Source organism: Streptomyces malaysiensis subsp. samsunensis (assembly GCF_024519315.1).
Classification (GTDB): Bacteria; Actinomycetota; Actinomycetes; order Streptomycetales; family Streptomycetaceae; genus Streptomyces; species Streptomyces malaysiensis.
In genome coordinates this window covers 66,961-93,131 of record NZ_JANIIC010000008.1, presented here as the reverse complement: position 1 = coordinate 93,131, position 26,171 = coordinate 66,961, and the positions used below count along the sequence as shown (strand labels likewise).

Annotated in this window: 20 protein-coding genes; 19 read left to right on the top strand and 1 reads right to left on the bottom strand. The window is 72.4% G+C overall.

What is annotated here, in order from left to right:
- The first annotated feature begins 151 nt into the window (after positions 1–151).
- The 8 genes from NQU54_RS09660 (at position 152) to NQU54_RS09625 (ending at position 12,362) form a co-directional block, all read left to right on the top strand.
- Entirely contained in the window at positions 152–1,261 is a 1,110-nt protein-coding gene (locus NQU54_RS09660) for an ATP-binding protein (protein WP_208973742.1), read from the top strand.
- On the top strand, positions 1,258–3,924 hold the full coding sequence (locus NQU54_RS09655; protein WP_257630693.1) for a DUF5682 family protein: 2,667 nt from the start codon (positions 1,258–1,260) through the stop codon (positions 3,922–3,924). Before NQU54_RS09660 ends, NQU54_RS09655 begins: the two co-directional genes overlap by 4 nt.
- On the top strand, positions 3,921–5,354 hold the full coding sequence (locus tag NQU54_RS09650; RefSeq protein WP_257630692.1) for a VWA domain-containing protein: 1,434 nt from the start codon (positions 3,921–3,923) through the stop codon (positions 5,352–5,354). The genes NQU54_RS09655 and NQU54_RS09650 overlap by 4 nt, the downstream gene beginning before the upstream one ends.
- 187 nt (positions 5,355–5,541) lie before the next feature.
- Positions 5,542–6,387, top strand: a complete 846-nt coding sequence (locus tag NQU54_RS09645; RefSeq protein WP_257630691.1) for a hypothetical protein — start codon at positions 5,542–5,544, stop codon at positions 6,385–6,387.
- Positions 6,388–6,484: 97 nt separating this feature from the next.
- Positions 6,485–7,906: a hypothetical protein gene (locus NQU54_RS49195; protein WP_306278533.1), complete on the top strand. Its 1,422-nt coding sequence runs from the start codon at positions 6,485–6,487 to the stop codon at positions 7,904–7,906.
- Between the two features lie 338 nt (positions 7,907–8,244).
- On the top strand, positions 8,245–9,417 hold the full coding sequence (sucC, locus tag NQU54_RS09635; RefSeq protein WP_069870442.1) for an ADP-forming succinate--CoA ligase subunit beta: 1,173 nt from the start codon (positions 8,245–8,247) through the stop codon (positions 9,415–9,417).
- Positions 9,418–9,438: 21 nt separating this feature from the next.
- Positions 9,439–10,323, top strand: coding sequence for a succinate--CoA ligase subunit alpha (sucD, locus tag NQU54_RS09630; RefSeq protein ID WP_069870440.1), 885 nt, complete (start codon positions 9,439–9,441; stop codon positions 10,321–10,323).
- A 206-nt stretch (positions 10,324–10,529) separates the two neighbouring features.
- Complete coding sequence (locus NQU54_RS09625; protein ID WP_308408474.1) at positions 10,530–12,362, top strand: cell division protein PerM; 1,833 nt, start codon at positions 10,530–10,532, stop codon at positions 12,360–12,362.
- Between the two features lie 67 nt (positions 12,363–12,429).
- On the opposite strand, the gene NQU54_RS09620 is transcribed toward NQU54_RS09625, so the two are convergent.
- Complete coding sequence (locus tag NQU54_RS09620) at positions 12,430–13,269, bottom strand: hypothetical protein (protein WP_257630690.1); 840 nt, start codon at positions 13,267–13,269, stop codon at positions 12,430–12,432.
- Between the two features lie 401 nt (positions 13,270–13,670).
- Here NQU54_RS09620 and purN point away from each other — a divergent pair, with 401 nt between their 5' ends.
- The 11 genes from purN to NQU54_RS09565 all read left to right on the top strand — a co-directional run bounded on the left by purN (position 13,671) and on the right by NQU54_RS09565 (position 26,073).
- Positions 13,671–14,327 carry a phosphoribosylglycinamide formyltransferase gene (gene purN, locus NQU54_RS09615; RefSeq protein WP_069870434.1) on the top strand — a complete coding sequence of 219 codons (657 nt, stop codon included), beginning with the start codon at positions 13,671–13,673 and terminating at the stop codon, positions 14,325–14,327.
- Positions 14,324–15,889, top strand: a complete 1,566-nt coding sequence (purH, locus tag NQU54_RS09610; protein WP_257630689.1) for a bifunctional phosphoribosylaminoimidazolecarboxamide formyltransferase/IMP cyclohydrolase — start codon at positions 14,324–14,326, stop codon at positions 15,887–15,889. Before purN ends, purH begins: the two co-directional genes overlap by 4 nt.
- A gap of 126 nt (positions 15,890–16,015) precedes the next feature.
- A complete protein-coding gene (locus NQU54_RS09605) occupies positions 16,016–16,903 on the top strand; it encodes a bifunctional methylenetetrahydrofolate dehydrogenase/methenyltetrahydrofolate cyclohydrolase (RefSeq protein ID WP_093706741.1) in 888 nt (295 codons plus the stop codon).
- Positions 16,893–17,345: a DUF3017 domain-containing protein gene (locus NQU54_RS09600; protein ID WP_232564562.1), complete on the top strand. Its 453-nt coding sequence runs from the start codon at positions 16,893–16,895 to the stop codon at positions 17,343–17,345. The genes NQU54_RS09605 and NQU54_RS09600 overlap by 11 nt, the downstream gene beginning before the upstream one ends.
- Before the next feature lie 403 nt (positions 17,346–17,748).
- Complete coding sequence (locus NQU54_RS09595) at positions 17,749–18,813, top strand: XRE family transcriptional regulator (protein WP_257630688.1); 1,065 nt, start codon at positions 17,749–17,751, stop codon at positions 18,811–18,813.
- A gap of 283 nt (positions 18,814–19,096) precedes the next feature.
- Positions 19,097–20,086 carry a malate dehydrogenase gene (locus NQU54_RS09590; protein ID WP_079257984.1) on the top strand — a complete coding sequence of 330 codons (990 nt, stop codon included), beginning with the start codon at positions 19,097–19,099 and terminating at the stop codon, positions 20,084–20,086.
- A 260-nt stretch (positions 20,087–20,346) separates the two neighbouring features.
- Positions 20,347–22,125 carry an AbeC-like domain-containing protein gene (locus tag NQU54_RS09585; RefSeq protein WP_257630687.1) on the top strand — a complete coding sequence of 593 codons (1,779 nt, stop codon included), beginning with the start codon at positions 20,347–20,349 and terminating at the stop codon, positions 22,123–22,125.
- Positions 22,118–22,573, top strand: a complete 456-nt coding sequence (locus NQU54_RS09580) for a hypothetical protein (protein WP_372505835.1) — start codon at positions 22,118–22,120, stop codon at positions 22,571–22,573. Before NQU54_RS09585 ends, NQU54_RS09580 begins: the two co-directional genes overlap by 8 nt.
- Before the next feature lies 1 nt (position 22,574).
- Positions 22,575–23,375 carry a serine/threonine kinase C-terminal domain-containing protein gene (locus tag NQU54_RS09575; RefSeq protein WP_257630685.1) on the top strand — a complete coding sequence of 267 codons (801 nt, stop codon included), beginning with the start codon at positions 22,575–22,577 and terminating at the stop codon, positions 23,373–23,375.
- Between the two features lie 246 nt (positions 23,376–23,621).
- The gene (locus NQU54_RS09570; protein ID WP_257630684.1) at positions 23,622–24,422 is read left to right on the top strand and encodes a serine/threonine kinase C-terminal domain-containing protein; all 801 of its coding nucleotides are present in this window, start codon (positions 23,622–23,624) and stop codon (positions 24,420–24,422) included.
- Between the two features lie 148 nt (positions 24,423–24,570).
- Positions 24,571–26,073 (top strand): aldehyde dehydrogenase family protein, encoded by a 1,503-nt coding sequence (locus NQU54_RS09565; RefSeq protein WP_257630683.1) that lies wholly within the window; start codon positions 24,571–24,573, stop codon positions 26,071–26,073.
- Positions 26,074–26,171 lie beyond the last annotated feature (98 nt).

Genomic DNA, 26,171 nt, shown 5'->3' with positions numbered 1-26,171 from the left:
ACTGACAATCGCCCTGACCTGGGCGTTTTCCGACCGGGGCCCGGTTGTCAGTGGGGTGGTGCAGTGTGGTTCACGCGTCCGGAAACGGAACGAGAAAACGAGTCGTGGGGGAGCTGTGACCGTCACTGTGCCCGGAACCGAATCCACCGATATGAGCGGGTCGGCAGAGACCGCCGGAGCCGCGGAAGCGCTGCGTCCACATGCGGAGGACGCCTTCGCCGCCGAGCTGAGCGCGCTCGCCGCGGCCGACGACCGCCCCCGTCCCGCGCGATGGCGGCTGTCGCCGTGGGCGGTCGCCACCTATCTGCTCGGCGGCACGCTGCCCGACGGCACCGTGATCACACCCAAGTACGTGGGCCCGCGCCGCATCGTCGAGGTCGCCGTCACCACCCTCGCCACCGACCGCGCCCTGCTGCTGCTCGGCGTGCCAGGCACCGCCAAGACATGGGTCTCCGAGCATCTGGCCGCCGCGGTCAGCGGTGATTCGACACTGCTCGTCCAGGGCACCGCCGGCACGCCCGAGGAGGCCATCCGATACGGGTGGAACTACGCCCAGCTCCTCGCCCACGGCCCGAGCCGCGACGCGCTCGTGCCGAGCCCGGTGATGCGCGCGATGGCGGACGGCATGACCGCGCGCGTGGAGGAGCTGACGCGCATCCCGGCCGATGTGCAGGACACACTGATCACCATCCTGTCCGAGAAGACGCTGCCGATCCCGGAGCTGGGGGCAGAGGTCCAGGCGGTCCGCGGCTTCAATCTGATCGCGACCGCCAACGACCGCGACCGCGGGGTCAATGAACTCTCCAGCGCTCTGCGCCGCCGCTTCAACACGGTCGTGCTGCCGCTGCCCGCGACCCCGGACGACGAGGTCGACATCGTCTCGCGCCGCGTCGCCCAGATCGGCCGCTCGCTGGAGCTCCCTGAGGTCCCTGAGGGCGTCGAGGAGATCCGCCGCGTGGTCACGGTCTTCCGCGAGCTGCGCGACGGGGTGACCGGCGACGGCCGTACGAAGCTGAAGTCGCCCTCGGGCACGCTGTCGACGGCCGAGGCCATCTCCGTGGTCACCAGTGGCCTCGCCCTCGCCGCCCACTTCGGCGACGGCGTGCTGAGGGCGGGCGATGTGGCCGCGGGCATCCTGGGCGCGGTCGTCCGCGATCCGGCGGCCGACCGCGTCATCTGGCAGGAGTACCTGGAGACGGTGGTTCGCGAGCGCGACGGCTGGAAGGACTTCTACCGCGCGTGCCGAGAGGTGACCGCATGACGGGCGCCCCGAAGGCGCGGGCCGCGGGCCCGCTGCTGCTGGGGGTGCGCCACCACGGACCAGGGTCGGCGCGAGCGGTGCGGGCTGCGCTGGAGGCGCGTGCGCCTCGGGTGGTGCTGATCGAGGGGCCGCCGGAGGCGGACGCGATCGTGCGGCTCGCCGCCGAGAAGGACATGCGCCCGCCCGTCGCGCTGCTCGCCCACGCCGCGGACGACCCGGGGCGCGCCGGATTCTGGCCGCTGGCCGGGTTCTCCCCGGAGTGGGCGGCCATCCAGTGGGCGCTGGCCCACGAGGTGCCCGTACGGTTCATCGACCTCCCGGCGGCCAACTCGCTGGCCATGTCGGCGAAGGAGACCCGGGCGGCCGAGCCCGCCCCGACCGGTCCGCCCGCCCCGGCGGTCCCGCCCGATCCGGCAGCTGAGCCTGCCCCGGCGGTCGCGTCTGCCCCGGCTGGTGCTCCCACACCGGGCGATCCGGCGGCCCCGGGAGATCAGGCGAACCTGGGCGACCAGGCCGACCCGCGCGGTCCGGCGGATCCGGGCGCCCCGGCGGATCCGGGCGGCCAGGGTGCTCCGGCCGCTCCGGCCGCCCGTTCCGCCGAGCGGCTGCGCGTCGATCCGCTGTCCGTCCTCGCTGAGGCGGCCGGATACGACGATCCGGAGCGCTGGTGGGAGGACGTCATCGAGCACCGCGGCACCGGCGGTACGGAGGCGTTCACGGCCGTGGCGGAGGCCATGGCGGCGCTGCGCGCCGAGTACGGGCATGGCGGGCACGAGGACGACGCCGTGCGCGAGGCCCATATGCGGCTGCGGCTGCGCGAGGCGCGGCGGGAGTTCGGGGACGACGAGGTCGCCGTCGTCTGTGGGGCCTGGCACGTACCGGCGCTGGGGGAGCGGACCAGCGTGACGGCGGACCGCAAGCTCCTCAAGGGGCTGCCCAAGGTCAAGACCGAGATCAGTTGGGTGCCCTGGACGCACCGGCGGCTGGCGCGGCACAGCGGATACGGGGCGGGCATCACCTCACCGGGCTGGTACGACCATCTCTTCCACGCCCAGGACCGGCCCGTCGAGCGCTGGCTCACCAAGGTCGCCGGGCTGCTGCGGGCCGAGGACTTCTCGGTCTCCTCGGCCCATGTCATCGAGGCCGTAAGGCTCGCCGAAACCCTGGCCGCCATGCGCGGGCGTCCGCTCGCCGGGCTCGCTGAGACCCTCGACGCCGTCAGAGCGGTGATGTGCGAGGGCTCCGATGTGCCGATCGCGCTGGTGCGGGACCGGCTGGTGGTCGGCGACGTCCTGGGCGAAGTGCCCGAGACGGCCCCGGCGGTGCCGCTTCAGCGCGATCTGACACGCACGCAGCGCTCGCTGCGGCTCAAGCCCGAGGCGCTGGAGCGCGAGCAGGAGCTGGACCTGCGCAAGGAGACCGACGCCGGGCGCAGCCGGCTGCTGCACCGGCTGCGGCTGCTGGGCGTCGACTGGGGCACCCCGGCCGTCTCCCGCGGCAGCACGGGCACCTTCCGGGAGACCTGGCGGCTGCGGTGGGAGCCGGAGCTGTCGGTGCGCGTCGCCGAGGCGGGGGTGTGGGGCACCACGGTGCTGTCGGCGGCCACCGCCAAGGCGGAGACCGAGGCCCGGAGCGCCAAGGGGCTCGCCGAGGTCACCGAGCTGGCCGAGCGCTGTCTGCTCGCGGGGCTCTCCGGGGCCCTTCCCGTCGTGATGCGCTCGCTCGCCGACCGTGCCGCGCTCGACGCGGACGTCGGCCATCTCGCCCAGGCCCTGCCCGCCCTGGTGCGCTCGGTGCGCTACGGCGACGTACGGGGCACCGACACCGCCGCGCTCGGCGAGGTCGCGGTGGGGCTGACCGAGCGGATCCTGGTCGGGCTGCCGCCCGCCTGCGTCGGCCTCGACGCCGACGGCGCCGCCGAGATGCGTCGCCATATGGAGGCCGTGCACCGGGCGATCGGGCTGCTGTCGGAGACAGCGACGGAGACCGGGGCAGCGGCGACGGGGGCAGGGGCGGAGACGGAGACCGGGACGGAGGGGCGGCCACACACGCAAACCGGCGCACGGCCGGCGGAGACGCGATCCGCCGGGCCCGGCGCCGCCGACGGACTGCGGGCCCGCTGGGCGGCCATGCTGCGCTCCCTCGCCGGGCGCGATGGCACCCCCGCCACCCCCGGGCTGATCCGGGGCCGCGCCGCGCGGCTGCTGCTGGACGACGGCCGGCTCGCCGAGGACGAGGCGGCCCGGCTGATGGGGCTCGCGCTCTCGCCCGGCACCCAGCCGCCCGAAGCGGCCTCCTGGATCGAGGGGTTCATCGGCGGCGGTGCGGGCGGCGGCATGCTGCTGGTCCACGACGAGCGGCTGCTCGGCCTGGTGGACCGCTGGCTGATCTCCGTTCCCGCCGAGGCGTTCACCGATGTGCTGCCCCTGCTGCGGCGCACCTTCTCCGCGTACGACACGGGTGTGCGCCGCACCCTGGGCGAGCTGGTCCGCCGGGGCCCCTCGGTCGACGGGCCCACCGGCGGCCAAGGCGCCCCCGCCGCACCCGGTTTCGGCCCCGGGCTGGACCCGGACCGCGCGGCGGCCGTCGTATCGACCGTGCGCATGCTGCTGGGCCTCGATCCCGCTCCGCACGCCAACGACACCATGGAGGCAGCCCGATGACGCACGGCGCCCTTCACAGCGACGCCGACCCGCACGGCGAACCGCACGCCGACCCGCACGGCGCCCCGCGCGGCGGCACTGACCCGCGGGGCGGCAACGCCCCTCACAGCGCCCCCGCCCCTCACAGCGCCCCCGCCTCCCACAGCGACCAGGCCCCCCACAGCGCCCCCGCCTCCCACGGTGAGGCCCCCCACAGCGGCGCCGACCCCAACCACGGCCACAGCCAAGGTGATCAGGAGCGGCTGCGGCGCTGGCGGCTGGTGCTCGGCGGCCAGGGCGCCGACGGCACCGGCTGCTCGCTCAGCGGGGCCGACGCCGCCATGGACCGCACGCTCGAGGCCCTCTACGGCTCCGGGGGCGGTGGTGGCTCCGGCGGCGACGGTGCGACCGCCGGGCGCGGCGGCGGCTCCCAGGGCGCGGCGAGCGGCGCGCGCTCCGGCGGGCTCGGCGGCTCCGCGCCCCAAGTGGCCCGCTGGCTCGGCGACATCCGTACGTACTTCCCCACCTCCGTCGTCCAGGTCATGCAGCGCGACGCCATCGACCGGCTGGGGCTGTCCGCGCTCCTGCTGGAGCCGGAGATGCTGGAGGCCGTGGAGGCGGACGTCCACCTCGTGGGCACCCTGCTGTCCCTCAACAAGGCGATGCCGGAGACGACCAAGAACACCGCTCGGGCCGTCGTCCGTAAGGTCGTCGCGGATCTGGAGAAGCGGCTGGCGACCCGCACCCGCGCCACCCTCACCGGAGCGCTCGACCGTTCCGCCCGGATCAGCCGCCCGCGCCACCGGGACATCGACTGGGACCGCACCATCCGGGCCAACCTCAAGAACTACCTGCCCGACCACCGGACGGTCGTGCCCGAGCGGCTGATCGGGTTCGGGCGCGCGGCGCGCGGAGTGAAGAAGGACGTGGTGCTGTGTATCGACCAGTCCGGGTCGATGGCCGCCTCCGTGGTCTACGCCTCGGTCTTCGGCGCCGTGCTCGCCTCGATGCGCTCCCTCGCCACCCGGCTGGTCGTCTTCGACACCTCCGTGGTCGACCTGACCGAGGAGCTCGACGATCCGGTGGACGTCCTCTTCGGCACCCAACTCGGCGGCGGCACCGACATCAACCGCGCGCTGGCCTACTGCCAGTCGCAGATCACCCGGCCCGCCGACACCGTCGTCGTCCTCATCAGCGACCTCTACGAGGGCGGCATACGCGAGGAGATGCTGGGGCGGGTCGCCGCGATGAAGGCGTCCGGGGTGCAGTTCGTGGCGCTGCTCGCGCTGTCCGACGAGGGGGCGCCGAGCTACGACCGCGAACACGCGGCGGCGCTGGCCGCGCTGGGCGCGCCCGCCTTCGCCTGTACCCCCGATCTCTTCCCGGAGGTGATGGCCGCCGCCATCGAGCGGCGCCAACTGCCTATACCGGACATGGCGATGCATCAGTGATCCGGGGCTTGCGCCGACCCCAGTGGGTCGTGCAAGGATCATCCCCGTCGCCCAGGACATGAATCCGGCCATCTGGTTGGCTATTTCGTCCTGCTGAGTGCGGCCCACAAGCCATATCGCCACGCTTACGTGCCCGTTGTACGCCTCGTACTCCCGGAAGGCTCCGCTCGTGTCTGTTGTGTCCGCCATGCCTGTCGCCGTGCGCCTGCCGCGCACGGTGGCCGCGCGGCGGGCGCTGCTGGCGGCGCTCTTCCTCGGCGGCTTCCTGGCCCTGGCGTTCCTCTTCGGCGGCAGCGCCCAGGCCGCCGAGAAGAGCGACCGGGGCGGTGCCACGGACGCGTCGCTCGACCGCTCCAGCGTGTCCCGGCTGCTCGACCCCTCGGGTGTCGAGCGGGCGCGGCAGCGGGTGGAGCCCGTGGTGGCGCGCACCACCCAGACGGCGCAGGACGTCGTACGGGAGGCCGTGCGGCCCATACAGGAGCCGGTCGAGCAGCAGGCGCAGAAGATCACCAAGCCGATAGACGACCTGGTCGGCGACACCGCGGCGGGCAAGCTGCCGGTGCGCCTTCCCGACGTCGGCCTCGGTGAGGCGGTCGGCATGGGCCCCCAGGGCTCCATGGCGCACAACGACCCGGCCGCCGAGCGGCCCGCGGCCGAGGCCGAGCCGGTGACCGTGCACAAGGCGGCACCCGCCGCCGCGGCCCCGATGGGGCCCGAGGTGCACACCCCGGCCGTCGTCACCCACGACGACGAGCCCGCCTCCCACACCGGGCACGGTCCCGCCGTGCGGGTGGCGGCATCCGGTACCGGTCCGGACGGTGGCGCTCCGGCGCCGCTGCCCCTTCCGCGGTCCCCGATGGGGGCCACCTCCCAGTGCACCGGCGACAGCGGCACTTCCCGTGGCGGGAACACCCATGCCGCTCTTCCGCCGTCCGGTGTGCCGTCGTTCGGGCTGAAGCCCGGCACGGTCCGCATGGAGAGCTCGGCGCCGACGCGCGAGCGGTTCAACGAAGTCCTCGAATTCCCCGGCTAGGGCAGACCTCACCCCCGTCTGTTGAGACCTGCCGCGCGGGGGCGGGTCAGGTCTGCCCGTCCGAAACCCCTCTTGACTTCGAAGGACTTCCTCCACCATGCGTAACAACCTTCGCCGCTCCATCCTCGTAGCCGCTGCCGCCACCGGTATCTGGGCGCTCGGTTCCGCCGCCGCCAACGCCGCCGAGAACCCGGCCGCGCCCGCCACCGACGGCGTCACCAGCACCGTGGACGGCGTCACCAAGACGGTGAACAAGACCCTGCCGACCGACAAGGTGACCAAGACGGTCGACGGCGTGACCGGCGGTGTGGCCGACACCTCCAAGGTGACCGACACCGTGAAGAACACCGTGGACGGCGCCGCCTCCACCGTGGACGGCGTCACCGCCCCCGTGCGGGACCGCGTCCCCGGCGGGGCCAACCTGCCGCGGGTCTCTGACGTCACCAAGACCGTCGAGGACACCACCGACGGCCTCACCGGCGACGTCGCCGCCAAGCCGGACAAGATCGTCAAGAAGGCCCACAAGGCGGTCAAGGGCGTCGAGAAGACCGTCAAGAAGACCACCGACCTCGACCTGCCCACCGGCGAGGTCCCCGGTGTGGTGCCCAGCCTCCCCGGCCTGGGCTCGCTGCCGACCCTGCCCGACACCTCCGCGCTGCCCACCGGCGCGCTGCCGAACGTCGACAGCGTCACGGGCGAGCTGCCCGCCCAGCTCCCCGCCACCCCGAAGCTGCCCTCCGCCCCGGGTTCGGCCAATGACCTGCTCGCCTCCCTCTCCGGCGCCGGTATCCGCCCGGAGGAGCTGACCGGCAAGGTCCAGGGTGTCGTCGGCACCACCCAGCCCGTCGTGGACGGTGTGGCCTCGGACCTCCTGCCGCCCGCCGTGCACCGCCTCGTGGTCAAGGTCGTCCCGGTCGCCCAGCAGACCGTCGGTGACACCGGTGCGCTGGCCGACGACGCTGTGGCCCGCACCACCCCGTACGTCGACGTCGTGACCGGCAGTGCCGAGGGCTTCGCGCTGGGCACCGCCTCCAACGTGATCCCGGCCGCCCAGGACACCGTCGACCGCCTGGTGCCGGTCGTGGTGAGCGTGCCGTCCACCGCCCTTCCGTTCGCGCAGGACCTGGCGGGCACCACCGTGCCGTTCGCCCAGGACCTGGCCACGGGCGTGGTCGCGAACGCCCAGACCACCGTGGGGAACGCCAAGGACGGTGCGCTGAGCCTGATCCCGGCGCTGCCCACCGACCTGACCGACGCCGCCAACATCCCGGCCCTCCCAGTCCTGCCGGCCGACCTCCCGCAGCTCCCGGGCGACCTGCCGACCGTTCCGGCCGACCTCCCGCAGGTCCCCGCCGAGCTGCCGCAGCTCCCGGCCGACCTCCCGCAGCTCCCGGCCGACCTGCCGACCGTTCCGGCCGAGCTGCCGCAGCTGCCCGCCGAGCTGCCGCAGCTGCCGACCGACCTCCCGCAGGTTCCGGTGGAGCTGCCGACCGTTCCGGGCACGCTCCCGACCATCTGATCGCTCCGGCGGGCGTACGGCGGTCACGCTGTGAAAGCCGGACATCGGTAAAACCGTAAGACAGACGACATCGACCGGGCAGCCCCCGTTGGGGAGGGGGCTGCCCGGTTGTCGTATCGAGATAGATGGAAACGGTCGCGATCTGTGACCGTAATCACCGCTCCAGTGTGATCTGCGATTTAGGGCCGCACGTCCTGCGGAGATAACCTGCGAGACGGACATGCCGCGTACCCGGCGAACGTGTGCCGCCCTCGTTATAGATCGCGTCCTCACGCTGCCCCCGCGGCACGCCCGCGCAGATAACGACCGCGAAATCCATGGAAAAGGGACGGACGCGCGTGGACCTGTTCGAATACCAGGCGAAGGACCTCTTCGCCAAGCACGGTGTACCGGTGCTGGCCGGTGAAGTCATCGACACGCCTGGGGCGGCGCGCGAGGTGGCCGAGCGACTGGGCGGCCGCGCGGTCGTCAAGGCGCAGGTCAAGACGGGCGGCCGCGGTAAGGCGGGCGGCGTCAAGCTGGCCTCCGACCCGGACGACGCCGTCGAGAAGGCGACCCAGATCCTGGGCATGGACATCAAGGGCCACACGGTCCACAAGGTGATGCTCGCCGAGACCGCGAGCATCAAGGAGGAGTACTACGTCTCCTTCCTTCTGGACCGCACCAACAGGACCTTCCTCGCCATGGCCTCCGTCGAGGGCGGCGTGGAGATCGAGGTCGTCGCGGAGCAGAACCCCGAGGCGCTCGCCAAGATCCCGGTGGACGCGATCGAGGGCGTGACCCAGGAGAAGGCCGCCGAGATCGTCGCCGCCGCGAAGTTCCCGGCCGAGATCGCGGACCAGGTCGTCGAGGTCCTCCAGAAGCTGTGGACCGTCTTCATCAAGGAAGACGCCCTGCTGGTCGAGGTCAACCCGCTGGTCAAGACCGAAGACGGCAAGGTCATCGCGCTGGACGGCAAGGTCTCCCTGGACGAGAACGCCGCCTTCCGCCAGCCCGAGCACGAGGCGCTCGAGGACAAGGCCGCGGCCAACCCCCTCGAGGCGGCCGCCAAGGCCAAGGGCCTCAACTATGTCAAGCTGGACGGCGAGGTCGGCATCATCGGCAACGGCGCGGGTCTGGTCATGTCGACCCTCGACGTCGTCGCCTACGCGGGTGAGACCCACGGCGGTGTGAAGCCCGCCAACTTCCTCGACATCGGCGGTGGCGCCTCCGCCGAGGTGATGGCCAACGGTCTCGAGATCATCCTCGGCGACCCGGACGTCAAGTCGGTCTTCGTCAACGTCTTCGGCGGCATCACCGCCTGCGACGCCGTCGCCAACGGCATCGTCCAGGCCCTGGAGCTGCTGAAGTCCAAGGGCGAGGATGTCAGCAAGCCGCTGGTCGTGCGCCTCGACGGCAATAACGCGGAGCTGGGTCGCAAGATCCTCACCGATGCCAACCACCCGCTCGTACAGCAGGTGGACACCATGGACGGCGCGGCCGAGCGTGCCGCCGAGCTGGCTGCGAAGTAAGGGACGAGGTCACCAGAAACCATGGCTATCTTCCTCACCAAGGAAAGCAAGGTCATCGTCCAGGGGATGACCGGGTCCGAGGGGCAGAAGCACACCCGTCGGATGCTTGCCTCGGGCACCAACATCGTCGGTGGCGTGAACCCGCGCAAGGCCGGCACCACCGTGGACTTCGACGGCTCCGAGATCCCGGTCTTCGGCTCCGTCAAGGAGGCCATCGACGCCACCGGCGCCGATGTCACGGTCATCTTCGTCCCGGAGAAGTTCACCAAGGACGCGGTCATCGAGGCGATCGACGCCGAGATTCCGCTCGCTGTCGTGATCACCGAGGGCATCGCGGTCCACGACACCGCCAACTTCTGGGCCTACGCGGGCAAGAAGGGCAACAAGACGCGCATCATCGGCCCGAACTGCCCGGGTCTGATCACGCCGGGTCAGTCGAACGCGGGCATCATCCCGGCCGACATCACCAAGCCCGGCCGGATCGGTCTGGTGTCGAAGTCCGGCACGCTGACCTACCAGATGATGTACGAGCTGCGGGACATCGGCTTCTCGTCCTGTGTGGGTATCGGCGGTGACCCGATCATCGGCACCACCCACATCGACGCCCTGGCCGCCTTCGAGGCCGACCCCGACACCGACCTGATCGTGATGATCGGCGAGATCGGCGGCGACGCCGAGGAGCGGGCCGCGGACTTCATCAAGGCCAACGTCACCAAGCCGGTCGTCGGCTATGTGGCGGGCTTCACCGCGCCCGAGGGCAAGACGATGGGCCACGCGGGCGCCATCGTCTCCGGCTCCTCCGGCACCGCCCAGGCGAAGAAGGAGGCCCTCGAGGCCGCGGGCGTGAAGGTCGGCAAGACCCCGTCCGAGACCGCGCGCCTGGCGCGCGCCGCGCTGGCCGGCTGAGGCCGCCACGGTTCCACGCCGCGGGCCCGCACCACCACGTGGTGCGGGCCCGCGGCGTTCCCGGGCGACGATACCCAGGGGTGGAACACGGCAAGCCACCCATTCATCCCACAGATCGATAAAAGACGCATAAGCGGACTAGCCGCGACACGGCGACCAAACCCTTGATGTAAGGATGAAACGGCTGTTATTGGCAGCATGGCCATGTGACGCAAACGACCGATCGCAGCCCGTCGGTGTCCTCACGCGGCCGTTCCGCGCCCCGGCGCTCCTCCGCCATCAGGGAGGCGTTCCTCGGCGGGGTGGTCGCCGCGGGGCTCGGCCTCGGCACGCTCGCCGTGGTCGTACTGCTGCTGTGGATCACTTCCTCGTCCCCCGACAGCAGCCCGGACGGAGCCCTGCACGTCGCCGCCGACCTGTGGCTGCTCGGCCATGGCGCCGACCTCGTGCGCACCGAGACGCTCTCCGGCCACACCGCGCCCGTCGGGCTGACCCCGCTGGTGCTCAGCGTGGTGCCGTGCTGGCTGCTCTACCGCGCCGCCCAGCACGCCGTCTACCAGGCCGAGCCCGAAGAGGGCGAGGGGCAGTGGGTGCCCGAGGAGTCCGTCGTCGATCCGCGCACCGCCTTCGCCTGGGTGACCGGCGGCTATCTGCTGGTCGGCATGGCGGCCGTGCTGTACGCCTCGACCGGGCCGCTGCACGTCGATCCGCTCAGCGCGCTGCTGCATCTGCCGGTCGTCGCCGGGGCCATCGCGGCCGTCGGAGTGTGGACGGCCGACGGGCGGTTCCCGCTCCGCCTGCCCGAACGGGCGACCGCCGGACTGCGGCGGCTCCCCGGCGCCGGCTGGACGGCGCGCACGGCCGCGTCCCTGGCCGCGCGCGGCTGGTTCCGGCGCCGTCGGCTGACCGCCGCGCTACGGGCCGGGACCAGCGGTCTCGTCGTTCTGCTCGGCAGCGGTGCGCTCCTTACGGCGACGTCGACGCTGAGCCACGCGGGCGCCGTGCAGATGACCTTCCTCAACCTCAGCGATGTGTGGTCGGGGCGGTTCGCGGTGCTGCTGGTGAGCCTGGCACTGCTGCCGAACGCCATCGTCTGGGGCGCCGCGTACGGGGTCGGCGCGGGGTTCACGGTCGGCGGCGGCAGTGTGGTCGCACCGCTCGGCATCACCTCCTACCCCCAGCTGCCGCACTTCCCGCTGGTGGCCGCGCTGCCCACCGACGGCTCCGGTGGGCCGCTGGTCTGGCTCACCGGGATCGCGGCCGGGGCGTCGGTGGCCTTCTTCATCGGAATCGCGGCGGTGCGGCGGCCCGGCAAGGCCGAGCCCAGGCCCCCCTGGGGCTGGGGCGAGACGCTGGTGCTCGCCACCCTGGCGGCCGTCGGCTGCGCGGCCGCGATGGCGCTGCTGGCCGGGGTCTCGGGCGGGCCGCTGGGCATCGGCATCCTCGCCGACCTGGGCCCGAGCTGGTGGCGTACGGGCCTGATCACGCTGGCCTGGACGGGAGTGATCGGGGTGCCCGGGGCGATGGTGCTGCGCTGGTACCGGCTGTGCGTCCCCACCAGGGCCTCCTGGCCGGAGTGGAAGGCGGCACGGGCGGCGCGCCGGACCGCCCGCGCACAGGCCCGTACGGAGGTGAAGGAGGCCCGTGCGGCGCGGGCCGCGGCCAAGGCGGAGACGCGGGCGGCGATGCGGCCCGCGGTCCTGCCCATGGAGTCCACCGAGGTGCGCGAGGCGATGGCCGAGCCGTGGTGGCAGTGGCTGCGCCCCGGGGCGTCGGGCAGGGACCGCAGGCGGAACCGGAAGCGGGGCCCCGGCGCCGGTACGGAGACGGGACGGGAGACGGCGGGCGTGGGCACGATGGCCGGACTCGCGACCCCCGCGGGCACCCCGGGCGCCGGGGCCCGCCCACGCCGCTGGACACTGAACCGCAAGCGCGCCCCCGAACCGCTTCCACAGCCGCCTGCCGAGTCCCAGTCGGCCCCGAGCACCCTCCGCACGGAGCCCTCGCCCCCGCCGGACGACGCCCGCCGCGAACCGTAAGGCTGCCGCGAGCCGTGAGGCGAACCGTAAGGCGGTCGCCAGCGCGCCGTGAACTCGTCGCGAGCCGTCAGTCCTGCGTGCTCAGCAGCGGGCGGAGCTGCTCGGGGAGCAAGGTCTCGCAGTCATGGCGCGAGCTCTGGGTGAGGGCGTCGTCCACACAGGTGTAGTAGTCGCTGTAGACGACCTGGAAGCTGAACGTGGCCGCGACGATGGCGAGCGCGAGCACGCCCGTCACCAGACCGCTGATCGCCGCCGTGGCCTGCGGCTTCGCGGAGCCACTGCCGGGCGCGGGCAGCGCCGCCGGGGTGGCGCCCGGGGGCGGGGGCGGTGCGTTCAGGGGCGCGGCCGCGGCCGGTGGCGGGGCCGTACGGCGCGGCTTGGCCCGCAGCGAGCTGATGCCCCAGTACAGGGCCAGCGCCCCGAGCAGCAGCGCGATCTGCGGCAGGCTGAAGAGCGCGAAGAAGAACGCCCACATGCCCGCGAGCAGCGCGTACCGGGCGCGCCGCTGGGCCGGGTCATTGGGGTCCCAGCGCGGTCCGCCGGGTCCGCCGGGGCCGGAGGGGCGGTTGGAACCGGGGCCGAGGCCGAAGCCGCCGCTCTGGCGGCCGGGCTGCCGGCTGCTCCACTGGCTGCCCCAGGCCGGAGGCTGCTGCGGCTGCCGCCCGTCCTGGTCGTGCTGCCCGTCCTGCCCGTCCTGATGGCCGCCCTGGGCCTCCGGACGGCCCTCGCCGCCGTTCCCGTCGGTGCCGTCCGGCCGGGGCCGCCACGGCTGGTCCGGTCTGCCCTCGGGCGGCGGGGCGAACGGATTGTCCTCGTGCCGCTGGTCCCCGTTCTGCCCGCCGGGGGCGGACGATGACGAGGAGGACGACGACTGCTGCTCCCGGAGCAGCGGCGTCGTACGCGACATGCGGGCGTACCTCATCGCCGCCCCCCGGTCGAGGCGGGAGTCGGAATGAGGCGATGAGCCGCGCGGCGGCGTCGGTCCGGCATGTGGAGTGTGTCTTCCCCTTGTGTCGTCGTCCTGCACACCGAGGGCGGGTGCGGCCGGTGCCGTACGGCCCGCGTACGGCCGGTGCCGTACGGATCAAGGCGCGGGCGCGGCGGTCCTTCCCATGGCGTCAGTGTCGTCAGTTGGTTTCCCAGTCCAGACGCTACCTCCCGTGCCCGCCCCCGTCCCCTGGGGGCCGCTTCGTGTGCCGGTATCGTTGCTGACGGTCGGCGGCTTCGTAGAGTTCCCTGGAATTGATGAGTCCGCGACCTTGTACGACCACACAAACGGCAGCACCGCCCGCGAGAAAGAGCCCCGCCGTGGCCTCCCCGCCTTCCCCCGTCAGCCCTGCGCGCCCCGGGCGCCCGGTCCGCCTCGCCGTCCTCGTCTCCGGCTCCGGTACGAATCTCCAGGCGCTGCTCGACGCCATCGACGCCGAGGGCGTGGCCCGCTACGGCGCCGAGGTGGTGGCCGTCGGCGCCGACCGAGACGGTATCGAGGGCCTGACGCGCGCCGAGCGCGCCGGGATCCCCACGTTCGTATGCAGGGTCAAGGACTACGCCGACCGCGCCGAGTGGGACGCGGCGCTGGCGGAGGCCACCGCCGCCCACGAGCCGGATCTGGTCGTCTCGGCCGGGTTCATGAAGATCCTGGGCCGGGAGTTCCTCGCCAGGTTCGGCGGCCGCTGCGTCAACACCCATCCCGCGCTGCTCCCCAGCTTTCCCGGTACCCACGGCGTACGCGACGCGCTCGCGCACGGTGTGAAGGTGACCGGATGCACTGTCCACTTCGTCGACAACGGGGTCGACACCGGCCCGATCATCGCCCAGGGCGTGGTCGAGGTCCGGGACGAGGACGACGAGTCCGCTCTCCATGAGCGGATCAAGGAAGTCGAGCGTTCGCTGCTCGTCGAGGTCGTGGGGCGTCTGGCCCGGCACGGCTACCGCATAGAGGGACGAAAGGTAAGGATCCCGTGACCGCCGAAGGTACCAAGCGGCCCATCCGCCGCGCGCTGGTCAGCGTCTACGACAAGACGGGTCTCGAGGAGCTGGCCCGAGGGCTGCACGCGGTGGGTGTCCAGCTCGTCTCGACCGGCTCGACGGCCGCGAAGATCGCCGCCGCCGGGGTCCCCGTCACCAAGGTCGAGGAGCTGACCGGCTTCCCCGAGTGTCTCGACGGCCGGGTCAAGACGCTGCACCCGCGCGTCCACGCGGGCATCCTGGCCGACCAGCGGCTCGACTCCCACCGTGAGCAGCTCCAGGAGCTGGGCGTGGCCCCCTTCGAGCTGGTCGTGGTCAACCTCTATCCGTTCCGCGAGACGGTCGCCTCGGGCGCCGCGCCGGACGAGTGCGTCGAGCAGATCGACATCGGCGGCCCCTCCATGGTCCGTGCCGCCGCCAAGAATCACCCGTCCGTGGCCGTGGTCGTCAACCCCGAGCGGTACGGCGACATCCTCAAGGCCACCGCCGAGGGCGGTTTCGACCTGGAGCGGCGCAAGCGGCTGGCGGCCGAGGCGTTCCAGCACACCGCCGCCTACGACGTGGCGGTGGCCAACTGGTTCGCGGCCGACTACGCGGCGGCGGACGACTCCTCCTTCCCGGACTTCCTGGGCGCCACCGTCACCCGCAACAACGTGCTGCGCTACGGCGAGAACCCGCACCAGCCGGCCGCGCTCTACTCCGACGGCAGCGGTAAGGGGCTCGCGGAGGCCGAGCAGCTGCACGGCAAGGAGATGTCGTTCAACAACTACACCGACACCGAGGCCGCCCGCCGGGCCGCGTACGACCACTCCGAGCCCTGTGTCGCGATCATCAAGCACGCCAACCCGTGCGGGATCGCGGTCGGGGAGGATGTTGCCGAGGCGCACCGTAAGGCGCACGCCTGCGATCCGCTGTCGGCCTTCGGCGGAGTGATCGCCGTCAACCGCCCGGTGTCGGTCGCCATGGCCGAGCAGGTCGCCGAGATCTTCACCGAGGTCATCGTCGCCCCCGCGTACGAGGACGGCGCGGTCGAGGTGCTCGCCCGTAAGAAGAACATCCGTGTGCTGCGCTGCGCGCAGTCGCCGGCGGACGCCACCGAGCAGCGGCCCATCGAGGGCGGCCTGCTGGTGCAGGCCAAGGACCGGCTCCAGGCCGAGGGCGACGACCCGGCCAACTGGACGCTCGCCACGGGCGAGGCGCTGGACGCCGACGGCCTCGCCGAGCTCGCCTTCGCCTGGCGCTCCTGCCGTGCGGTGAAGTCCAACGCGATCCTGCTCGCCAAGGGCGGCGCCACGGTCGGCGTCGGCATGGGCCAGGTCAACCGCGTGGACTCGGCCAAGCTGGCCGTCGAGCGGGCCGGTGCCGAGCGGGCCACCGGTTCGTACGCCGCCTCCGACGCCTTCTTCCCGTTCCCGGACGGCTTGGAGGTGCTGACCGAGGCGGGCGTCAGGGCCGTGGTGCAGCCGGGCGGCTCGGTCCGTGACGAACAGGTCGTGGAGGCCGCCCAGAAGGCCGGTGTGACCATGTACTTCACGGGCACGCGCCACTTCTTCCACTGAGCGACCGCTGAACGAGCACAGGAGGCCGCACCCCGACCGGATCACGGGGTGCGGCCTTCGCCGGTCCGGCAGCACCGACCGGCCCCTGATTGGATCCGATGTCCCCGCATCCGGGAGGATGAAGTCATGACCGCCCAGATTCTCGATGGCAAGGCAACCGCATCCGCGATCAAGTCCGACCTCGTCAGCCGCGTGGAGGCGCTGAACGCCAAGGGTATCCATCCCGGCCTCGGGACGGTGCTGGTGGGCGAGGACCCCGGCAGCAAGTGGTACGTGGCGGGCAAGCACCGCGACTGCGCCGAGGTCGGCATCTCCTCCATCCGGCGCGACCTGCCCGAGACCGCCACCCAGGAGGAGATCGAGGCGGCGGTGCGGGAGCTCAACGAGGACCCGGCCTGCACCGGCTACATCGTCCAGCTGCCGCTCCCCAAGGGCATCGACGCCAACCGGGTGCTGGAGCTGATCGACCCGGCCAAGGACGCCGACGGGCTGCACCCGATGAACCTCGGCCGGCTGGTGCTGGGCGAGAGTGGCCCGCTGCCGTGCACGCCCCAGGGCGTCATCCAGCTGCTGCGCCACCACGGTGTGGAGATCAACGGCGCGCATGTGGTGGTCGTCGGCCGGGGCATCACCGTCGGCCGCTCGATCGGACTGCTGCTGACCCGCCGCTCGGAGAACGCGACGGTCACCCTCTGCCACACCGGCACCCGCGACCTGCCCGGCATCCTGCGCCAGGCCGACATCATCGTGGCGGCCGCCGGGGTGCGGCATCTGGTCAGGCCGGAGGACGTCAAGCCGGGCGCCGCGGTGCTCGATGTGGGCGTCAGCCGGGACGAGCACGGCAAGATCGCCGGCGATGTGCACCCCGGGGTGGCCGAGGTCGCGGGCTGGCTCTCGCCGAACCCGGGCGGGGTCGGCCCGATGACCCGCGCCCAGCTGCTGGTCAACGTGGTGGAGGCCGCGGAGCGGAACGCGAAGGCGGCCGCGGACGCCGGTGCCGGCCATGACGGCTGAGGCGGGCGAGCCGGCGGCCGGGAAGCAGCGGCCCTCCGGGCCCGCCCGGCTGGTCCGCGCCTCGCGCCGCTTCCCGTTGATCACCCGGGACACCGCGCGCCCGGAGGGCGGCGGCCGGGCCGCGCCCGGTGCCGCTCCGGCGCCCGCCAGGCAGTGGCCGCTGCTCGCGGTGATGGGCGGGGTGGGCCTGGGGTTGCTGATCGTCGCCCTGGACGCGTTCCGGGCGGGCACGGTGCTGATCGGGCTGTCCCTGCTGGCGGGCGCCTTCCTGCGGTGGGCGCTGCCCGAGGTGGGGATGCTCGCGGTGCGGTCGCGCTTCACCGACATGCTGACCTACGGGCTGCTGGGCGCGGCGATCGTGCTGCTGTCCCTGATGGCCCAGCCGGATCCATGGGTGTCGATCCCGTTCCTGGACGACGTGGTGCATTTCACGGTGCGCTAGCCGACGGCGTGAAACGGCGGCCCGTCCTCTCCCCCGTGGGAGGACGGGCCGCCGTCGTCATGGCCGGATCCCAACGGTCCGGCGGCGGTCCGCCCTCTCCCCCGAAGAAGGACGGGCCGCCTGATAACCAGGGTTGTGTGTGGGCTGTGCCGGATCAATGAACGTCGGGACCCTGTGGCGCGGAAGTGACCGTTCCAGCACGAGGTCTCGGACACGCAACGACGAGCCGGGCGCGGGGAAGTGCGTACCGGTGCACGAAATGCTCCGATGCGCCCCAGCCCGAGGAGCTGACATCCTGGGGCAAGGCATCCCTTTGGGTAGGGAGTTCGGGGCCCGCAGACGCCAACGGCGGCCGTGACGCCGGGGATTGACGGGCACGTGCGAGGGGGGACAGGGGGAGGCAATGCCTCGTTGGAGGGACTTACCGGAGGAACTCGACCCGCAGGTACGGGAGTTCACCGGCCGGCTGCGAACGCTCGTCGAGCGCAGCGGGCTCAGCGTCGTGGCCGTGGCCGACCGCACCGGCTACAGCAAGAGTTCATGGGAGCGCTACCTCAACGGACGGCTGCTGCCCCCGCAGGGCGCGGTGGAGGCCCTGGCCGAGGCCACGGGCGCCGATGCCCACCACCTCACCACGCTGTGGGAACTGGCGGAGCGGTCCTGGAGCCGCTCCGAGATGCGGCACGACGTCACGATGGAGGCCATCAGCGTCGCGCAGGCGCGGGCCGCCATCGAACGGTTCGACCCGGCGGAGCGGGGGGTGGGCGCCCGGAAGAACGGCCGCCCCTTGGGGAAGGGCCGGCCGAGCGTCGAACTGCCCGATCCGGAGCAGCCGCTGGTCGCGACCGCTCCGGTGTTCTCGGCTCCCGCGGCCTCGGCCGGGCGGGCGCCGGACTCCTCCGAGCAGCCGCCGCCCGGGTCGTCCCCGCCGTCCCGGTCGGGGCGTAAGCGTGCCGCGCTGTTCGCCGGGGGCCTCGTCGGCGCGCTCCTCCTGGTTGCCGGAGCCGTCCTTCTGATCGACGCGGTCGGCGACGGTGAGCAGCGGGGGAAGCAGCCGACCACCGCACCGGCCACCAGCGCGCGTCAGCTGCCGGAGGGCGTGAAATGCGCCGGGGAGGACTGCGCCGGTCAGGATCCGCAGACCATGGGGTGCGGCGCCGCCGCGACGACCATCGACGACGTCACCGTCGGCACCGCCTATGTCGAGGTCCGCTACAGCAAGACCTGCAAAGCGGCCTGGGCCCGGATCACCCGGGCGGCACCGGGCGATGTGATCGAGGTCGAGGCGCCGGGCGCGAAGGGCGGCGCGGTCCGCTCGCAGCGTGCCAGGGTCGGCGCCGACGGCGATGCCTACACCAAGATGATCGCGGTGGACCCCACCGCGCGGGCCGCCGCGTGCGCCACCCTCACCGGCGGCACCCTCACCGGCGGCACGCGCGCCTGCGCGGCCCCCGGCGGCCGGGGGTGAGCGCGGGGGAAGGGGGCCCGTCCGGGGGAATTCGGAAACGGGGGGAATGAGCCGGGGGAATCGGGGCAGGCGCTGCCCGAGCCCCCCACGGGTGCGGCACTGGGCGGCCGCCTGCACTCCCCCTCCTGGCAGGCGGCCGCCAAAGTGCGTGGCGGGCCGGAAGGCGCGGTGAGCGGTTACACAATGGCCCGAGAGAACCTGGGCCAGGTGCCGTCGGATAGCCTGACGCGGGTATCTCGACACCAAGAGATCTTGGACTGACAACACAGCGCAGGAGACCGCCATGACCCGCACTCCCGTCACCGTCACCGTCACCGGCGCGGCCGGCCAGATCGGCTACGCGCTGCTCTTCCGCATCGCCTCCGGTCAGCTCCTCGGCGCGGACGTGCCGGTCAAACTGCGTCTCCTGGAGATCCCGCAGGGGCTGAAGGCCGCCGAGGGCACCGCGATGGAGCTCGACGACTGTGCCTTCCCGCTGCTCCAGGGCATCGATATCTCCGACGACCCGAACGTGGGCTTCGACGGTGCGAACGTCGCCCTGCTGGTCGGCGCCCGCCCGCGCACCAAGGGCATGGAGCGCGGCGATCTGCTGGAGGCCAACGGCGGCATCTTCAAGCCGCAGGGCAAGGCCATCAACGACCACGCCGCGGACGACATCAGGGTCCTGGTCGTGGGCAACCCGGCCAACACCAACGCGCTCATCGCGCAGGCGGCCGCGCCGGACGTACCGGCCGAGCGCTTCACCGCGATGACCCGGCTGGACCACAACCGCGCCCTGTCGCAGCTCTCGAAGAAGACCGGCGCTCCGGTCAGCGAGATCAAGAAGCTGACGATCTGGGGCAACCACTCCGCCACCCAGTACCCGGACGTCTTCCACGCCGAGGTCGCGGGCAAGAACGCCGCCGAGGTCGTCAGCGACGAGCAGTGGCTGGCCGACACCTTCATCCCGACCGTCGCCAAGCGCGGTGCCGCGATCATCGAGGCGCGCGGCGCCTCCTCGGCCGCCTCCGCCGCCAACGCCGCCATCGACCACGTCCACACCTGGGTCAACGGCACCGCCGCCGACGACTGGACCTCCGCCGGTGTGGTCTCCGACGGCTCGTACGGGGTGCCGGAGGGTCTGATCTCCTCCTTCCCGGTCACCGCGAAGGACGGGAAGTTCGAGATCGTCCAGGGCCTGGACATCAACGAGTTCTCGCGGACCCGCATCGACGCGTCGGTGAAGGAGCTCGAGGACGAGCGCGAGGCCGTGCGGGGCCTCGGACTGATCTGACGCGCCCACCGCGGCTGGTTCCGAAGGGTCACACTCCGTTATTCACTCCGGAGTGTGACCCTTCGGTAATTCACTGTAATCGCGGGTCATCTTCCCCTACCGTGGAGGCAGTTGCTACGGCCTCGGGGGGAAACATGGCCAATACGCACGGTGATCATTCTCCAAGCGATCAGTCCGCTCAGCTGCCGCAGTCGCGGGCGGAGCCTTTACCGGCAGCCTCGTTATCGGCTGTCTCGTCATCAGCAGTCCCTTCGTCACCGGTGCCTTCGTCAGCGGCCCCGTCTCGTCGTGCCGCCGATGCGTCTCCCCATGCCACCAGCGAGGCCACCCGGCTGCTGTGCGCGGGCACGTATCTGGACGACGACTTCCGGGACGCGGTCGTGGACGAGCTGTATGTCCACGAAGAGCGCGCCGTGGCGCCCTCGCTGGGCATCGACGCGGCGCGGGTGCTCGCGCACGCGCTGCGCGCCCGCCGTCTGGAGGCAGGCTGGACCGCGCTGCTGGTGTCCTTATGGGTGCTGGACTTCCTGCTGGCCCAGGGCTTCTTTTATCTGTTCCTGCTGTCCTGTGCGCTGCTTCTGCTGGCGGCCTGGGCCAGGGGCGGCGCCATGGGTCCCTTCCGCGCCGACTACCCCGGGGCCGACGGGGTCACCGTCACCCGGCGGCGGGCGGCCGCGGTGCTGCGGCTGCTCGGCTGTCTGTCCCTGCTGTCCTATGTGGCCTCCGCCCTGACTCAGGTGCTCACGGACGAGCCCGATCCGAGCGGGCTCCAGGGCTTGGCCCCGGCCCTGACCACCGGATCGGACACCACCGCCGCCTGGTTCGCGCTGGTGATCCCGGCGGCGATGGCCACTGCGGTCGCCCTGCACCGTGAGCATGTGGCCCGGGTGCTGGCCACCGATCTGGAGCCGGAGACCTTCGCCGACATCTCCGCGGACCCCGCGGAGGGGTACGAGGGCGGGCGCTTCCAGCGGGTGCGGGCCCTGATCCGCCGTGAGCAGCACTCACCGGTGATCCTCTACCACGATCGGCACCCCTTCCTCGGCGCGGGCACCGCCCATGACACCTGGACCCTCGCCGTCGAACTGCGGCCGCGCGAGGGCGGCGATCCGGTGCCGCTGGACAACCGGGTGATCCTGGAGCGGATCCGGCCGCTGGTCGAGAAGTTGCGCACCCCGTCCATCCAGGGCACCGGCCGCACCGGCCATACCGCGGGCACCGCCACCGAGAGCCGCGACCGGCTGCGCGGGCTGGAGCTCGATGAATGCGTCTTCCTGAAGGTCACCGGCTTACGGAGCCGCTCCTTCGTGCCGTATGGCGAGGCGGACTTCGCGCGGGAGCGGGCGGAGGCGGTCGAGGAGGGCGGCGAGATCCGCCGGCACTTTCTGCGCATCCGCGTCGGCGCATGGCGGGAAGAGGTCGTCACCACCGTCTTCGTCCGGGTGCATACGCAGGGCGGCATGCTGATGCTGGAGTTCGCCCCGCATGTGCTGCGCCCGATCCGCCCGGACTTCCGGGCGGTCGACCGGCTCTCCGACTCCCACCGCCGCGGCGGGCTGCCGGGCAAGGTGGTCTGGGCGGTCGGGCGGACGCCCACGGCCGCGGGCCGGGCGGTCATCCACGCCTTTCGCTCGGCCGCCTTCGTCTGGCGGATGTACGCGGGGGGTTATGAGGCGGCCATCCCCGATGGTCCGTGGATCTCGGTGCGGGAGCTGGGCAGTGACACCGGCGCATCGCTCTTCCAGGAGATGGATGTCAGCCGCTATCTGAAGAGCGTCGAGGACCGGGTGGCCAACGGAGTGCGAAGGGCGCTGGACGAAGCCGGCTGGGAGACCGGTGAGTTCGAGCAGAAGGTCATCAATGTGAGCGGCGGCGGAGTCTTCATCGAGTCCGCGGAGAACAGCGCCTTCGGCTTCGGCGACCACAACACCATCAGCAACACCACCGGAAGTACGGGAAGCACCGGAAGCGCCGGGAACACCAGAGGCGCCGGAGGCACCAGAGGCGATGGAGGGGGAGGCGGCCATGGCGATGGCTGACGCAGGAGACGGTAGCGGCATGGGCGGCGGCAGCGCGGACCGCTCGGCGAATGCGAGCGGTGGCGGCGCGGACCCGGCGGGCGGCGGGAGCACGTTCGGGAACATCCGGTTCGGCAATGTGCGCGGCAGCGCCATCGGCATCGGCGACCACAACCGCATTGTGAACGGGCGGGAGGGCGAGGTCCCCTGCGACCCCGCCTATCAGGAGCTGCTGGAGGCCGTTCGGCAGCTCACCGACGATCTGCGGCGGGTGGTCTCGAGCCCTGAGGTCGGCGCGCTCACCGACGAACTGGCCCAGACCCAGGACGAGATCCGGCGCACCGGCCGGGCCGGGGCCGGCCGACTCGCCAGGATCCGGGTGCTGTTACAGGACGCCAGCGCCAGCGTCGGCATGCTCGCCTCCGGCGTCGCCGTCGGACAGGCGGTCGGCGCGCTGTTGGGCGGCTGAGATGAGCACATCGGGCGGCGAGGGGGGCCGTCGATGGGACGAGCAGACCCAGCGCTGGGTGGGGCAGGGCGCGGAGCCGCCGACCCCGGGCCGAAGACCACCCAATCCGCATCTGGGCACGGTGCTGTTGGCGGTGCTCGCCGTGGTCCTGGTCGGCGGGATCGGGGTCGGCGCCTGGCAGTTGGTGTCGGGCGACGGGGATGACAAGCCCCGGGCGGACGGCGGTTCGCCCTCGGCCTCGGCCTCGTCCTGGTCATCGTCGGCCGAGCAGCCCTCGGAGGCGCCGTCGGGGCCGTTCTCGGAGACCGCCTCGGCGCCGCCTTCGGTGTCCGCGGACAGCACACAGGAGCCTCCGGCGGACTATGTGCGCACCACCGACCCGGAGGGGTTCCGGCTGGATGTGCCGAGGGGCTGGCAGCGGGTCAAGCGCGATACCGGGGTGTTCTACGAGTCGTCCGACGCGAGCAGTCTGATCCAGGTCTTCGCGCTGACCGAGCCCGACATCACACCGTATGAGGCGCTGCGCCGGGCGGAGAAGGGGCTCAAGAAGAACCCCGGCTACCACCGGTACGAGCTCAAGCGGCTCGGCCCCGGCGATGACGCGGACGCGGAGCTGGAGTACGGCTACCGCAGCGCCAAGTACGGCCCGCGCCGAATACTCGACCGCGCCTTCGCCGGTCCGGACAACGTGCAGTACGCGGTGCTGGTCGCGGGTCCGGCCGACGACTGGCCGCAGCAGCGGGAGCGGCAGCGCATCGTGCTGGCGTCCTTCTGCCCCACCGCCTACTGCCCGGCCGCCTGAACGACGGGGACAGCGGCGGGCACAGGACGGTCGGAGACAGCGAGGCGCAAGGGGGCGCGGCGCGAGCGGACGGGAGGTAAGGGGGCGATGTACGAGAGGGCGCGGCACGAGGGGCGCGTCTCGGGCGACATCTCCGTATCGGTGCGGTGACAGAGGGTGGGGAGGCCCTCCAGCCGGGTACACCGATGTCGGCCGGCTCGGCTTGTCGGCTTATGGGAGCAGAGATCCACAATCGGGGGCAGCGAAATGAGCATGCACGACGGGGGAGCGCCGGGGCAGGACACCAGGCGGGCACTGCGGGCACTGGCGGTGACGGTCTTCCTGGCCGCGGGGATGGCGTTCTCCGGATGGGTGGCCTTCGGGGGCGACGGCGGCTCCCGCCATCAGGCGGGGCCGCTGCCCTGGGACCAGAAGACCCCCACGGCCACGCCGAGCGGGGACGCTTCCCAGCCGAGCGATCTCTACCCCTCGCCCGGTCCGGAGACCGGTGGGCCGACCGATCTCCCCACGGACCTGCCGACCGGGGCGCCCTCCGGGTCCCCGTCCGCGACGCCCTTCGGCACCCCGTCCTCCCCCTCCCTGACGGGGGCCGCCCCGCCCGCGGGCTACAGCACCCAGGCCGACCCGGCCGGATACCACCTAGCGGTCCCGGACGGATGGCAGCGGACCACGCAGGGCCCCAGCGTCTACTACACCTCGCCCGACGACAGCACCATGATCCAGGTCTTCGAGCTGCGGGGGCCCGAGTCGACGCCGTACGAGTCCGCCCAGGAGGCCGAGCGGATCGCCTCCACCCACCGGGACTACGAGCGGATAGCCCTCACCCGGCTGGGTTCGGCCGCTATGGACCCGGCCCAGCTGGAGTACACGTACGAGTCCAAGGGCTCCGGCCACCGCCGGATCCTCGACCGCCGCTTCGCCGCGCCCGACGGCACCATGTACGCGGTGCTGGTGATCGGCCCCTCCGGGGACCGGGCGAAGGAGCGGGAAGTCCACCAGGCGGCGGTGGACACCTTCTGCCCGACGGCCTCCTGCACCGCCTCCTGAGGCCGATCCCTTCCGCAGTTCCCGCTTCGCACGTGACCCGGCCCACTTTCTGTTGCGAATCGCGCATAGGTTCGCGCCTTCCGGTTAGGGGTCCAAGTTGCTGGCTTGGACCAGTGGCAAAGCTCGCAGAACCGGAAGGCAGAATCACGTGGCGGCAGCCGAGACCATTCATGTGGACGGGGTGTGGCAGGCGGCCGCATCCGGGGCGCAGCGGGAGGTCCTCGACCCCGCCGACGCCAAAACCCTCGCGGTCGTCGCCGAAGGGGGCGTCGAGGACACCGACGCGGCGGTCGCGGCCGCGCGTCGCGCCTTCGACCAGGGCCCCTGGCCCGGGACGCCGGTGGCCGAGCGGGCGGCGCTGCTGCGCCGCGTCGCCGATCTGCTACAGCGTGACCGCGAGGCGATCGCGCTCACCGAGAGCCGTGACACCGGCAAGACCCTGGAGGAGGGCCGGGTCGACGTCGACGATGTGACGAACGCCTTCCGCTACTTCGCCGACCTGGCCGCGGGCGAGTCGGCCGGGCGCGTCATCGACGCGGGCACCCCCGATGTGCACAGCGTCGTGGTCCATGAGCCGGTCGGCGTCTGCGCGATGATCACCCCCTGGAACTATCCGCTGCTCCAGGCCAGCTGGAAGGTCGCCCCGGCGCTGGTCGCCGGTAACACCTTTGTGATCAAGCCCAGCGAGGTGACCCCGCTGTCCACCGTCCATCTGGTGCGGCTGCTGGCCGAGGCCGGACTGCCGTCCGGGGTGGCCAACCTGGTGACCGGCACGGGCGACCCGGTGGGCGCGCGGTTGTCCGAGCACCCCGATGTGGACCTGGTCTCCTTCACCGGCGGCCTGATCAGCGGCACCAAGGTCGCCCAGGCCGCCGCGCCGACAGTCAAGAAGGTCGCGCTGGAGCTCGGCGGCAAGAACCCCAATGTGGTCTTCGCCGACGCCTGCGCCACCGCCGAGGGCTTTGACACCGCCGTCGACCAGGCCCTGAACGCCGCCTTCATCCACAGCGGCCAGGTTTGCTCGGCCGGTGCCCGGCTGATCATCGAGGAGTCCGTGCGCGAGCGGTTCGTGGCCGAACTCGCCCGCCGCGCGGAGAAGATCAAGCTGGGCCGCGGCACCGAGGACGGTGTCGAATGCGGTCCGCTGGTCTCGGCCCAGCAGCTGGACAAGACCGAGGCGTATGTGGCGTCCGCCCTGGAGGAGGGCGCGCTGCTGCGCTGCGGCGGCAAGCAGCCGGAGCCCAACGCGGTCCGCCCCGCCACCGGTTACTTCTACCTCCCCACGGTTCTCGACCAGTGCCATCGCGAGATGCGGGTGGTGCGGGAGGAGACGTTTGGGCCGATTCTGACGGTCGAGTCCTTCCAAACCGAGGACGAGGCGGTCACACTCGCCAATGACACGGAGTACGGACTGGCCGGCGCCGTCTGGTCCGCCGACACCGCACGGGCGCGGCGCGTCGCCGCCCGGCTGCGGCACGGCACCGTGTGGATCAACGACTACCACCCCTATCTTCCGCAGGCCGAATGGGGCGGTTTCGGCAAGTCCGGGGTCGGGCGTGAGCTCGGTCCCACGGGCCTTGACGAATACCGCGAGACCAAGCACGTCTACGAGAACCTGCGGCCGAGCCCGGTGCGCTGGTTCGCCGGCTGACGCTCCGCCGCAGGTCCCGCCCGGACCGCGGCCGGGCCCGCACCCGTCCCCCGGGGTCCGGACCCGGCCGCGCCCGATCACGGCGACCGGCGGCGACA

Excerpts from the sequence above, each read along its gene's own strand:
- NQU54_RS09590 (WP_079257984.1), top strand. The coding sequence starts at position 19,097 with ATGACCCGCACTCCCGTCACCGTCACCGTCACCGGCGCGGCCGGCCAG.
- NQU54_RS09650 (WP_257630692.1), top strand. The coding sequence starts at position 3,921 with ATGACGCACGGCGCCCTTCACAGCGACGCCGACCCGCACGGCGAACCG.
- NQU54_RS49195 (WP_306278533.1), top strand. The coding sequence starts at position 6,485 with ATGCGTAACAACCTTCGCCGCTCCATCCTCGTAGCCGCTGCCGCCACC.
- NQU54_RS09595 (WP_257630688.1), top strand. The coding sequence starts at position 17,749 with ATGCCTCGTTGGAGGGACTTACCGGAGGAACTCGACCCGCAGGTACGG.
- NQU54_RS09655 (WP_257630693.1), top strand. The coding sequence starts at position 1,258 with ATGACGGGCGCCCCGAAGGCGCGGGCCGCGGGCCCGCTGCTGCTGGGG.
- NQU54_RS09605 (WP_093706741.1), top strand. The coding sequence starts at position 16,016 with ATGACCGCCCAGATTCTCGATGGCAAGGCAACCGCATCCGCGATCAAG.
- NQU54_RS09580 (WP_372505835.1), top strand. The coding sequence starts at position 22,118 with ATGGCTGACGCAGGAGACGGTAGCGGCATGGGCGGCGGCAGCGCGGAC.
- NQU54_RS09620 (WP_257630690.1), bottom strand. The coding sequence starts at position 13,269 with ATGTCGCGTACGACGCCGCTGCTCCGGGAGCAGCAGTCGTCGTCCTCC.
- sucD (WP_069870440.1), top strand. The coding sequence starts at position 9,439 with ATGGCTATCTTCCTCACCAAGGAAAGCAAGGTCATCGTCCAGGGGATG.
- NQU54_RS09660 (WP_208973742.1), top strand. The coding sequence starts at position 152 with ATGAGCGGGTCGGCAGAGACCGCCGGAGCCGCGGAAGCGCTGCGTCCA.
- NQU54_RS09645 (WP_257630691.1), top strand. The coding sequence starts at position 5,542 with ATGCCTGTCGCCGTGCGCCTGCCGCGCACGGTGGCCGCGCGGCGGGCG.
- NQU54_RS09575 (WP_257630685.1), top strand. The coding sequence starts at position 22,575 with ATGAGCACATCGGGCGGCGAGGGGGGCCGTCGATGGGACGAGCAGACC.
- NQU54_RS09570 (WP_257630684.1), top strand. The coding sequence starts at position 23,622 with ATGAGCATGCACGACGGGGGAGCGCCGGGGCAGGACACCAGGCGGGCA.
- NQU54_RS09600 (WP_232564562.1), top strand. The coding sequence starts at position 16,893 with ATGACGGCTGAGGCGGGCGAGCCGGCGGCCGGGAAGCAGCGGCCCTCC.